This is a genomic window from Paenibacillus wynnii (assembly GCF_000757885.1).
Lineage (GTDB): Bacteria > Bacillota > Bacilli > Paenibacillales > Paenibacillaceae > Paenibacillus_AQ > Paenibacillus_AQ wynnii.
Genome location: NZ_JQCR01000002.1, coordinates 1,700,346 through 1,711,926, shown reverse-complemented (window position 1 = coordinate 1,711,926; position 11,581 = coordinate 1,700,346). Strand labels below are relative to the sequence as shown.

The window sequence follows — 11,581 nt, the reverse complement described above, 5'->3', positions numbered from 1 at the left end:
AGAAAAGATTCACAAAACCAACGGATGACGTTTTGGAGGTGAAAGCACAGGGAAGAGGGATCGTATGAAACAGATTACAAGGAAAGGCATCCGATGGATTTGGATAGCTTCCGGGTTAGTGGTTCTACTCTTAATAGGAATAGGATATCAGTATTCTGACCCCTTAGGCTCAGGCCCTTCAGATGTGGACTTCCCTAAGAAGCCCATTACTTTGATTGTTCCTTATGCTGTCGGAGGCGGTACAGATATAACGGCTCGGGCCTTGGCTAAAGCGACAGAGAAATGGCTGGGCCAACCGATTGTAGTTGTGAATCGAACGGGCGGCGGTGGATCTGTAGGGCTGATGGAGGGCGCGAATGCTAAAGGAGATGGGTACACAGTTACTTTTCTTCCGGCGGAACTGACTACTTTGCCTCATCTGGGATTACTACCTATTACCTATGAAAAATTTAAACCGATTGCCCAGACAAACTTTGATCCTTCCGCCATTACCGTAAGAGCAGAAGCGCCATGGCAGACCGTAAATGAACTATTCGATTATGCTAAAGCGCATCCAGGTGAGTTGAAAATGGGGAATGCAGGAACGGGAAGCATTTGGCATTTGGCAGCTGTAACCTTGGAACGGGAAACAGGTGTGAAGTTTGCACATATTCCTTTTGAAGGAGCAGGACCTGCTGTCTCTGCGCTCATGAGTGGATTTGTGGATGCGGTACCGGTTAGTCCGGCCGAAGTGAAGAAGTATGTGGACGAGGGAAAGCTGCGGACACTGGCGATTAATGCCGATAAGCGTTCAGAAGCGCTTCCATCTGTCCCCACCTTAGAGGAGCAAACCGGTATTTACGTGGACTTCACCAGTACGTGGAGAGGGCTCGCGGTACCCAAGGATACACCGAATGAGATTGCAGAGCTGTTGGCAAATGCTTTTATCAAAGGGACGGAAGATGCGGAATTTAGGGCTTCTATGAAAATGAATGGACTCGGGCTGCTCGTCAAGGATGGCAAAGAGTTCGCTAAACAATTAAAAGAAAGCCATGATTTGTTTGCGAAGATGATTCCGGAACTGGGGTTAAGCCGTAAGTGAAATGAAAGCGTACTTATGTAAAGCAAATCTCAGGAGAAAGAGGCTACTACAGACGTGGCGATCTCCTGGGATGGGTTCAGTGCGCCTTGTTTAGGAAGAAATATGCATATATGAATAATTATAGCTATTTATTTCATCTAATTTAGAGAGGTATGGTAACGAAAATGAAAATTAAAAAGACAATAGATAAGATTCCAGGCGGTATGATGTTGATTCCATTGTTCCTGGGAGCTATTATCCACACTGCAGTTCCTGGTGCAAGCGATTATTTTGGCGGATTTACTAAAGGTCTAATGACAGGTACGGTACCTATTTTGGCTGTTTGGTTCTTCTGTATGGGGGCTGCTATTGATGTAAGAGCTACCGGAACCGTTCTCAGAAAATCGGGTACACTGGTATTAACTAAAATTGCTGTAGCATGGGTTATTGCTATGATCGCTGTTCAATTCATGCCTGCAGGCGGAATTCAAACCGGATTTTTTGCCGGATTATCCGTTCTGGCCCTCATTTCCGCCATGGATATGACCAACGGAGGCTTGTATGCTTCTATCATGCAACAATACGGTACTAAAGAAGAGTCCGGCGCATTTGTATTGATGTCGCTAGAATCCGGTCCGCTTGTAACCATGCTTATTCTGGGTAGTACCGGAGTAGCTGTATTCGAACCACAATTGTTTGTAGGTGCTGTACTTCCTTTCTTGGTTGGTTTTATTCTTGGTAACCTGGATCATGACCTTCGTGAATATTTCGGCAAAGCTACACACACACTGATTCCATTCTTTGGTTTCGCTCTGGGTTGCTCCATTGACCTGGGAGTAATCGCTGATACAGGATTGCTGGGTATTCTGCTTGGTCTTGCTGTAATCGTAGTTACAGGTATTCCTTTGATCTTGGCTGATAAGTTCATTGGCCGCGGTAACGGTACTGCCGGACTTGCTGCTTCCAGTACAGCAGGCGCAGCGGTTGCGAACCCTATGCTTGTAGCCAATATGAAACCTGAATTCCTGCCTGCGGCAGAAGCGGCAACGGCTTTGGTAGCGGCCTGCGTAATCGTAACCGCCATCTTGGTTCCTATTCTCACTGCTTACTATTCAGACTACATGAAGAAAAAGAATCCTCCTGTAGATCTACCTCCCGTACAAAAAGCTGCGGTATAATCCATTCAGCTAACAACTAAGCATCAAACTTATAAGGACTGTCAGAATGGCCCGTGCGGCCATCCTAGACAGTCCTTTTTTTAAATATAAGAAAGTATAAGTTTTCAGTATACTTTGCTTATATTTCTACGAGAAACGGATGCCTTAAAGCGATACGGAGTATCGCTGCTTCGGAAGCATAGGCTCCCATTAAGGACGGCATCCGTTTCTTCTTGCGTAAACGCAGAGTTTTATTCCACCCACGGAATCAGCTTCGGCTGCTCATCTAGAATAGACAGATATTGTTCCTTCCAGCCGTATTGTCCATCGGGGTCCAGATGCAGGTAACGCAAATACTTTTCCATACGATATTCCGATTTAGACCATCCCAGGTGCTTCAGCCGGAGATTGCTTAGTTGGTGTGGAAGCTCGAAGATATTCTGCGGGAACCGCCCGCAGTGCTGCGGCAGTTCATTCCAGACATAGGTAAAGTCTTTATTGTATTTAAGCAGAAAAGGGCGGTAGCTTAGATGGGAACGCCAATGGGCATCCTCACGGTAATGATCCTTGTTCCAGAAATCGTACAGACGGAAACAGAAAAGCTCGACGTTGTCTTCTTGCAATAAAGTATCAATCTCATGGGCGAACCTATCCTCGAACATTTCATCCCCATCCAGATTAAGAATCCACTCTGGGTCTCTCTGGATGACCTCTTCCCATTGCTGCTTACGAAGCTCAATCTCATTGCTGAACTTGGAGATCTCATTGTGTACTATATGGACCGGAATACCCTTAAGGAGCTCTATGCAGAGTGCAGCGGTGTCATCCGTGCTGCCGTCATCGATAATTACAGCCTCATCAATATATTCACGATGCGCCTCCAGAACCTGCCGCAGAAAACGTGGGCTTTCATTTTTGACAATCATGGTGAGTGTAAGCTTCGGACGTTTGCGGACGAGGGGGATAGGTAATGGTTCAGAAACAGGTAGTTCAGATAGTTCTGGCAGATTAGATTCCGGTACCGGGATGTCGCCGCTGTCCGAGGTATGATCTAATGCGTTACTAAGGATAAAGTCATCCACCTTACTTACATCACTGTCTCTGTACAAGTGCAGAGCGGGATAATGAGTATCCACGTAGAGCGGAATCCCAAGTGCGGCGGCACGGATACAGAAATGCCGGTCCTCTCCCCAATAAGAGATATTCTTGATGATATTGTAGGAGACACCGGATTCTATGGCATGCCTGCTGATCAGGGTGCAAGCGCCAAGACCGCCGACCTCATAGACACCCGGGATTTGCAGCTTCGTTAGAAAGTGATTAAATCTATAGCTGATCTCTTCAGCGCTGAGCTGTTCGCCCGGCAGTCGCTCCCACTGGCTATACTCATCATGCATCCATACCTGCGGTTGAAGGATCGTATTCGGCTGCCACTGGGTCCAGAATACTTCTGAGATGATATCTTTGCCCGAAGCTGCAAGATGCTCCAGAGTAAGAGGATGCAGGAGAAGATCGGAGTCGATCAGGAATAAATAATCATATTTAAGCAGCGCGGCGCGTTGGATCATCATATTTTTGAAATTGGCCACTTTCCAGACAAGATTAGCGCTCCAAAAATGAGTGGTATCATCTCGAATATAAGGATCCCGGTAGCCAGAGGTCTGTAGAAATACATTGTCGCGATTGCCCTTAAATTCCTCAAGCAGCAGGCTGGATTGTTCATCCTCATTGTCATCGATCAGATAGTAATCCAGTTCAAGGGTATCCAGTTTTAGTCGAAGCAGTGAATCCAGGAATTGGCGTAGAATTGGCGGCTTCTGATGAACGGGGCTGCCCAGAAGCACCCGGGTTTTGGTCTTCTTCATATCGTGCCACCGTTGTTATGATCATCTGCGTGTGAATGCAGAATACCCTCTAGGTAGGTTTTATTCTGCAGCACCCGGGCATCCTGCGGACGATACCTGCGGGCGGCTTCGTTATGTTCATAGGCTAGGCGATGAAGACCCATCCTGTCGTAACAGACACATAACTGAAGATGAGGGAGCCAAGTGGAGCAGGCCAGATTGCGGAAGCCCCAATGTTCGGGCGATTGCTCGGTCTCTGCGGCGGTTTTGTACCAGAAAACTGCAGTTTGCAGGTTGTTTTTTTGCAAAAAATGATATCCGATGCGGCAGCAGACTTCCCCTCTCGGTGCATCGTACTGGAAAGAACGCAAGGCTGCTGCGAGACCCTTTTGCTCATTGCCCAGCCCATGGTAACAATCGGCCATTTTGCCGCATGCCGAGATGTTATCCTCAATCCACCCTTGATCTGTCTCGAGAAACTGCTCATAGAAAAGAATCGCCCGCTCATACCTCTTATGGTCAAGCAGCTCATTGGCGAAATAGTATAAGTCCCGCGGTGAGAAGGTCTCCCCAGCCGACAATCTTTGCTCATATATGTATAAGTTACGGTCACTGTCATGATGCAGGCTGCTGTGAGTTACGGCAATGTCGCTGTTCATAATGTTTCCGCTAACCTCTAAATATTCATGCACGGCGCCGATCCAGCGAAATCCATTGCTTCTTTTCACCAGACGATTGCGTCTGAGACTAGACGTTACATTGCCATGGTCATCAAAAGCAAGGTGGTAATTCATTGTTACAGAATCAACGGAAGCATCTAGAGATTCCTTTAGGGCAAGTAGACCGAGGCGGTCACGCTCCTTAAGTACATCATCCGCATCCAGCCAAAAGATATACTCCTTGCTTGCCTGAGCAAAAGCATAATTACGAGCCGCAGAGAAATCATTAATCCACGTAAAGTCGTAAATATGTTCGGTATAATTACGGGCGATGTCTTTGGTATCATCTGTAGATCCGGTATCGACAATAATAATCTCATCGACCAGATCAGAGACAGAGGCTAAACAGCGCCCAAGTGTATCTTGTTCGTCCTTAACAATTAGGCATAAACTTATCGTTATCATCCAATCTCTCCGTTCCTAAGTAAATATGGCTATATGCTTCAATATATTTTCAGGGCATCGGCAATAATCCTTATTTTTAGGAATGTGTAGAAATTCGAATAATGATCTACAGAATAGAAAAAAAGGGAATATCCCGAGGCCGTAACAATGGCAGAGGATATTCCCTTCTTTAGTTTCGCGTTGTATATTAGTCGGAATCCTTAGATTCATTACCTTTACCGCCGAAATTAAATCCTAATTGGCCGTTATGACCGCCAACTTGGCCTTTGATGCCTAAGCCGATCCCCTGACCGCCGCCCACCTGGGCGTTTGCCTGGGCGCCAAGCCCATTCTCCCCACCGATCTGCATTCCGGTATTGAACCCGGCGCCTTGGCTGAAGCCCAAATGACCGTCTACATTAGCATTGAAGCCGGACTCTCCGCCAAGCTGTGCCTCTGTATTGAAGCCAGCCCCTTGTCCGCCGCCCAATTGAGCTTTGGCCTGAGCGTTCAACCCATTCTCCCCACCAAGCTGCAACCCCGTATTGATTCCCGCGCCTTGGCTCATACCCAAGTGACCGTCTGCACCGGCATGGAGACCATATGATCCGCCGAGCTGTGCTCCTGTATTAAAGCCGGCCCATTGATCGCCGCCCACTTGGGCCTTCGCCTGAGCAGCCAGCCCGTACTTTCCACCCACCGAAGCCTCGGTATTAAACCCGGCACCTTGGCTACTGTTCAGATGTGTTTCACCTTGCGCGTGTATTCCATATTGAGCACCCAGGTGGCCGTTAGCTTGAGCATTCATGCCATTGTAGGCTAAGTGACCGTCTGCATTAAAGCCCAAGCCGTGCTGGCCACCCACCGCGGCTCCTGTTTTTACGTTAAGCCCCTGCCCGCTGCCGATATTCACTTTAATATGACCATCTACAATTTGCTTTTTTTCGCTTGGGGTGTCCGGTTGCAAATCTGCGGGGCTGCTGTCTGAGCGGTGGAGATGGTAGTAATGGGAGTATGGGAAATTAATGTTGCGAGGAGTATATGGATAAGACGGCTGTCGAGCTTGACTGTTAGGATATTCATTCCCAAAGGTCATATGGAAAACCTCCATTATAAATTTGATTATATAGCCTATTCATAATGGAGTTGAAATGATACTAAGCATGCATAGCTAGATAAGGTATCTATAAAATTTACGTACGTTCAAGGCGCATTTCTAGTCGAAGGTAAAATTTAACTGCACTCAGTACACTTATTTTGGGGGAATTGCCCAACAAAGTGGTTTTAATTGTATTTCATGCAGCTATATAGAGGAAAAAACTCATTTTTCACCTTCATCAAGTAATATAGTTGTAGAAAGTGCACTTAAAGCACCGGCATGCGAAAAAAGCGATCTTTTAAGTGTACAAACTACAACTATCCTTGGAAGACACAGTCTTATGCCGCCGAAGAGGCTTGTATCATGTAAGGTGTATGACCCGTACCATAGAAGCTTGTACTTGTAAGGCGTGTGACGCAGACAGCTCCACAACAAAACAAAAAAAGCCGCTCATAGAGCAGCCATAGATGTTCCTGAAGAAGTTACAGATTCAACTGAACCTTCCGTGTTGTCAACACGCCAGTCAGACCGGTTGGATCCATACTCACTTTATGCGCTACGAATTCATCGGCACGTTGTGAAGTACGAATACGCACCGGCTTGGTCTCCATATGTACCAGATCCCACATCACCTCGGCTACGGAGTCGGCTGTTTGAGGCTCTATATTGCGTTTTAGAAAGGTGGTAGTATAGGCGTTCAGAATCTCTTTGTATTCATCATCCAGAATTCCACCGGTGCTTGAGACATGGCTCAAAACTGTTTTATTGAATTCAGTGGCGATTGCACCCGGTTCCAGCAGAGTAACATCGATATTGAAAAGAGGTTTATAGTAAGTGGCTAAGCTTTCAATTAGACCCTCAAGAGCAAACTTGCTGGCACAGTAGATTTCATTGATAGGTTGACCCACAAGTCCCCCTACACTGGAGGTCGCCACAATATGTCCATACCCGGATTGACGCATCAGCGGCAGCGCGGTTTTAATCGTCTGCATTACACCATATACATTGGTATCAAACACCTTCTGAATATCCTCCATAGGCGCTTGACCCAGCGATCTTAAGTATCCGAATCCCGCATTGCAAAAAAGAACATCGAGCCTGCCATGCTCGTTCTCAATAGTATCTATCACCCGCTGAAGCGTATCAGGCTTCGTAACATCCATTTCTACAAAATTTAAGTTTCTTTGGTTCCCGTACAGTTCCTGGTCGCGTACCAAATTTCGAGTTCCCGCATATACAATCCAGTCATTTTTAGCAAAAATAAGCGCCGTTGATAATCCTATACCGGTTGAAGCGCCGGTAATACAAATGATCTTTTGCATAGGGTAAATCCCTCCGTTGAGTTGGTTTTTTTACGTATGGGGATGAGTGCATAAGGATTTTATGCGAAGAATGAAGAAATAAGGAGAAGGGACTCGAATGATGGTGTATTTATGGTTGCTATAATGGATTTCGTTACTGTAGACTATTATAATAGATATGTATGAATTGGGTTAGTGAATGGAGAGGTAATATGGAAGTGTTCAAGCGTTATTACGCAAACTTAACGATCCGACGTTTTTCTATTTTGGTGATCATTGCAGTGCTGCTGTTCAGTATTAGAGATATGCTTAATTTGGTATTACTGACGTTTTTGATTGCTTATGTCATGAACAGTTTCCAAGTGCTGCTGACCAAGCGGATCAATAAATACATTGCGGTGAACAGTAAGGTTATTATTGTCATTCTGTATCTGGCGTTAATCACCACGATTGTCTTTGCCCTCGTCAACTATTTACCTAAGGTCTACACGCAAATCAAGCAGTTAACTAACTTTCTAGCTAATCTGACACCTGCAGATCTCCCCCAGAACGATATTACACAATATCTTTTCGGCACACTCAAGGATCTGAACTATCAGTCGTACATGACTCATGGAATTGAATATGTGCTCAAAATCAGTAATTGGGGAACCACCTTTGTATTAGCAACCATTCTTAGCTTTGTATTTATATTGGAGAAGAATAGAATTGTTAACTTTACCTCCCGTCTGAGAGAGAGCAAGATTTCATGGTTCTATATAGAACTGGAGTATTTCGGCAGAAAGTTTATTTCGTCCTTCGGTAAAGTGATCGAAGCGCAGATTCTGATTGCTTTGTTCAATACACTCTTTACGGTTATCGGGTTATCGATTTTGCACTTTCCCTACCTGTTCGCGCTTTCGATTATGATTTTCCTGCTTAGCTTAATTCCGGTGGTAGGTTTTATCATCTCCTTAATCCCGCTGTGTATTATAGGCTACAATCTGGGTGGTCTGATTACGACCGTCTATGTGCTGGCTATGATTGCCGTGCTGCATGTCATGGAGGGTTATTTCCTTAATCCGAAGCTTATGTCTTCCAAAATGAATCTGCCGATGTTCTACACATTTATCGTCCTGCTGTTCTCCGAGCATTATCTGGGCGTGTGGGGTCTGATTCTGGGTATTCCGATTTTCGTCTTTTTCCTGGATATTCTGGAGATTAAGCGAGATAAATAATAATAAATAAGAACCCCCGGCCACTGGCCGGGGGTTTGTTTGCTCTTATAGTTTCGTCTATGTATCACTCTATACTAAAAGAAGTACGGACACTCTGGGTCACTATGTCCCTCAACTCGGCCTTTTGCACTTCATATTGCTGAACAGAGATGCTCCCGCTTGCCAGGCGCAATTGAAGCTGCTTAGTGAGTTGAGCCACCTGTAAGTTAATGACATCTGAAATATTCCCGTTATGTTCTGTTACAATATCTTGAAGTGACTTCCCGTCATACAAGGCTTCATAAAGTTCTTCGTCCGACGATTGATTCAGCGCGACTAATAGTTCATCTTCATCTGCTACACTGGTGGTGGACCATTTGGCGACCGGGCTTGCACTCACAGTAAGCTTATTCCAAGAGGTTCCTCCGAAAGACATAACCACAACCATGGTACCGACAATCACTACTCGTTTTATATTCATAATAAATCCTCTTTTCTTGATCTTAATTCCATTGTAAAGGGTCTACCTGATAGAAACCTTAAACGTTCTTTAAAAAAAGATAAAGATTATAACAATCATCCTATGCGGAAAGGTGAACACACATGAATAAAAAAGTGCTGGTGGTCGATGACGAACCGGGTATTGTAAGTGCAATTGCTTATGCACTGCGGCGTGAAGGATATGAGGTAGATACGGCCGGGGATGGGGAAGAGGCGCTGAGCAAGACGAGAACCTTTCAACCCCATGTGATTGTATTAGATGTAATGATGCCGAAGATGACGGGGTATGACGTATGCCGGAAGCTGGAGGACCGGGCGGACATCGGGATTATTTTGCTGACGGTTAAAAATGATATTGTCGATAAAATTGTCGGTCTGGAGCTTGGAGCGGACGACTATATGACCAAACCCTTCGAAATTCGCGAGCTGCTGGCTCGGGTAAAGGCGCTGCTGCGCAGACTGGAAAAGAACACGGGAGAAGTCAAAACGGAGATGTTCCAATATGGGGCTTTGCGAATTCATCCTGCTCACCGAACCGTAGAACTAGGGGATGACAAGCTGGAGCTCACTCCGAAGGAGTTCGACCTGCTGCTCTTATTGCTCGCTCATCCACAACGGGTATATGCACGTGAGGAATTGCTGGAGCTCGTATGGGATCTGGAGTATGCCGGCGGCACGCGGACGGTAGATATTCATATTCAGCGGTTGCGTAAAAAGCTGGGTGAGCCTTATCACAATATCCTGCAAACCGTCTTCGGTGTGGGGTATAAGGCAGCTCCGGAAAGGGAGTACACATGAGAGTCAGCATCAAGCTGAAATTCAGCCTTTTTCTTGCCGTGCTGCTCATTCTGGCAGTTAGTGTGTTAAGTTATGTCGTTCTCCGCGGAGTGGAGCGGAACCAGCAGGCTCAGACAGAAGGTTACTTGAACCAGCATATCAAAACCGTTAATTTGCGGGTGAAGCAGACCTTTTATACAGGGACGCGGCTTGAGCCTCAAGTATTCATGAGTCAGCGGGGACGGGGGCTTGCGGTGGAGCTGGCTGGTTTTACCGGGCTGGAAGTGACACTCTATGATGCAAAAGGGCTTCAAGTAGGTACATCCGTTCAGAGCGACCCGGCACCGGGGAATCAAGAGGTGAAGGACGCGTTATCGTATGCGCTGCAGAATAAGATCGCTTATCAAAGTAAAGGCGACTCCATGCTATATTTAGCCCCGCTGCAAGGCCCGGAGGAACAAATGGGGGTTGTTCAGCTTCACTATTCACTTAAGAGCAATCAGGCCTTTCTAAGTACACTCCAAAATCTATTTTTGACAACGGGAGCTGCCGTTTTGATCTTGAGCTTCATCATAGGCTATCTGTACTTTAATCGCGCGGTTGCAGCTATTAGGCGGCTGAAGCAGGCGGCGGAGGAAATTCAGCATGCCGATTATATCCCAGCCCCACCGATCAAGCGTAAGGATGAGCTGGGTGAGCTGGCCCAAGGGATCTATTTTATGAGCAGGGAAATTGAGAGCAATATTGCTGCCAAGGATGAAGAACAACGCAAACTACAGCTGGCTATTCAAAAGCTGCAAGCCCTCGAACAGCAGCAGAAGCAGTATATCGGGAACATCAGCCATGAGTTCAAAACACCGCTGACCTCTATAAAAGCCTACGTGGATCTGCTTAATATGTACGATGATGATCCCAAGCTGCTGCTGGAGGCCAAGGTCAGTATTGCCAAAGAAACGCAGCGGCTGTATGAAATGGTGGAGAAGGTGCTGCAGCTGACGGCGCTGGAAAAGTATGATTTTGAATCACAGGCCGAGGTGCTGGAGGTTTCAGAGAGTCTTCGGGATATTTGCGGACGAATGAGCGGCAAAGCGGAGCGCTACGGAAATACGATCCAGCTTGATGTTAAACCGGCTCAGATCTGGATAGATAAAGAGAGCTTTATGCATATTTTTATCAATCTGCTAGATAATGCGATCAAATATAACGTTCCAAACGGAACCATTCATATTCATAACGAAATTAGAGACCATCGGGTGTGGATTACGATCCGTGATACCGGTATTGGTATCCCCCAAGAATCCAGGGATAAAATCTTCGAGCCCTTCTACACGGTTAACCGGGATCGATCCAGACAATCTGGCGGTACCGGGCTGGGACTGTCGCTGGTCCGTAACCTAGTGGAGAAACAGAACGGAACGATCTCCTTGCTGGATCTGGAGGGGGAGGGCTCGGCGTTTCAGCTTTCTTTTCCAATTAGAGCTTAGATTAAAAAGTTTCTTCTCCCTTCGACAAAAGTTTACAAGTTGGAAACATGTTGAGATCG

The 11,581-nt window shown here is 46.2% G+C and carries 10 protein-coding genes; 5 read left to right on the top strand and 5 right to left on the bottom strand.

Going from position 1 to position 11,581, the window contains the following annotated elements; translation table 11 throughout:
• Positions 1-64 precede the first annotated feature (64 nt).
• Positions 65-1,081, top strand: a complete 1,017-nt coding sequence (locus PWYN_RS10210) for a tripartite tricarboxylate transporter substrate binding protein (RefSeq protein WP_036651040.1) — start codon at positions 65-67, stop codon at positions 1,079-1,081.
• A gap of 164 nt (positions 1,082-1,245) precedes the next feature.
• Positions 1,246-2,238 carry a 2-keto-3-deoxygluconate transporter gene (kdgT, locus tag PWYN_RS10205; RefSeq protein ID WP_036651036.1) on the top strand — a complete coding sequence of 331 codons (993 nt, stop codon included), beginning with the start codon at positions 1,246-1,248 and terminating at the stop codon, positions 2,236-2,238.
• Between the two features lie 230 nt (positions 2,239-2,468).
• Here the strand turns inward: kdgT and PWYN_RS10200 are convergent, their stop codons facing one another.
• From PWYN_RS10200 to PWYN_RS10185, 4 genes are all read right to left on the bottom strand, one after another.
• Entirely contained in the window at positions 2,469-4,082 is a 1,614-nt protein-coding gene (locus PWYN_RS10200; RefSeq protein ID WP_036651033.1) for a glycosyltransferase, read from the bottom strand.
• A complete protein-coding gene (locus PWYN_RS10195; RefSeq protein WP_052087880.1) occupies positions 4,079-5,185 on the bottom strand; it encodes a tetratricopeptide repeat-containing glycosyltransferase family 2 protein in 1,107 nt (368 codons plus the stop codon). Before PWYN_RS10195 ends, PWYN_RS10200 begins: the two co-directional genes overlap by 4 nt.
• A 187-nt stretch (positions 5,186-5,372) precedes the next feature.
• Complete coding sequence (locus tag PWYN_RS10190; protein WP_036651030.1) at positions 5,373-6,260, bottom strand: hypothetical protein; 888 nt, start codon at positions 6,258-6,260, stop codon at positions 5,373-5,375.
• A gap of 485 nt (positions 6,261-6,745) precedes the next feature.
• On the bottom strand, positions 6,746-7,585 hold the full coding sequence (locus PWYN_RS10185; protein WP_036651027.1) for an SDR family oxidoreductase: 840 nt from the start codon (positions 7,583-7,585) through the stop codon (positions 6,746-6,748).
• A 191-nt stretch (positions 7,586-7,776) separates the two neighbouring features.
• Here PWYN_RS10185 and PWYN_RS10180 point away from each other — a divergent pair, with 191 nt between their 5' ends.
• Positions 7,777-8,781 (top strand): AI-2E family transporter, encoded by a 1,005-nt coding sequence (locus tag PWYN_RS10180; RefSeq protein WP_036651024.1) that lies wholly within the window; start codon positions 7,777-7,779, stop codon positions 8,779-8,781.
• A 64-nt stretch (positions 8,782-8,845) separates the two neighbouring features.
• Here PWYN_RS10180 and PWYN_RS10175 read toward each other — a convergent pair whose 3' ends face one another.
• The gene (locus tag PWYN_RS10175) at positions 8,846-9,241 is read right to left on the bottom strand and encodes a hypothetical protein (protein ID WP_036651021.1); all 396 of its coding nucleotides are present in this window, start codon (positions 9,239-9,241) and stop codon (positions 8,846-8,848) included.
• A gap of 122 nt (positions 9,242-9,363) precedes the next feature.
• Here PWYN_RS10175 and PWYN_RS10170 point away from each other — a divergent pair, with 122 nt between their 5' ends.
• Together PWYN_RS10170 and PWYN_RS10165 are read left to right on the top strand one after the other, a co-directional pair.
• The gene (locus tag PWYN_RS10170) at positions 9,364-10,059 is read left to right on the top strand and encodes a response regulator transcription factor (RefSeq protein WP_036651018.1); all 696 of its coding nucleotides are present in this window, start codon (positions 9,364-9,366) and stop codon (positions 10,057-10,059) included.
• Complete coding sequence (locus tag PWYN_RS10165) at positions 10,056-11,522, top strand: sensor histidine kinase (RefSeq protein WP_036651014.1); 1,467 nt, start codon at positions 10,056-10,058, stop codon at positions 11,520-11,522. The genes PWYN_RS10170 and PWYN_RS10165 overlap by 4 nt, the downstream gene beginning before the upstream one ends.
• Positions 11,523-11,581: the final 59 nt, after the last annotated feature.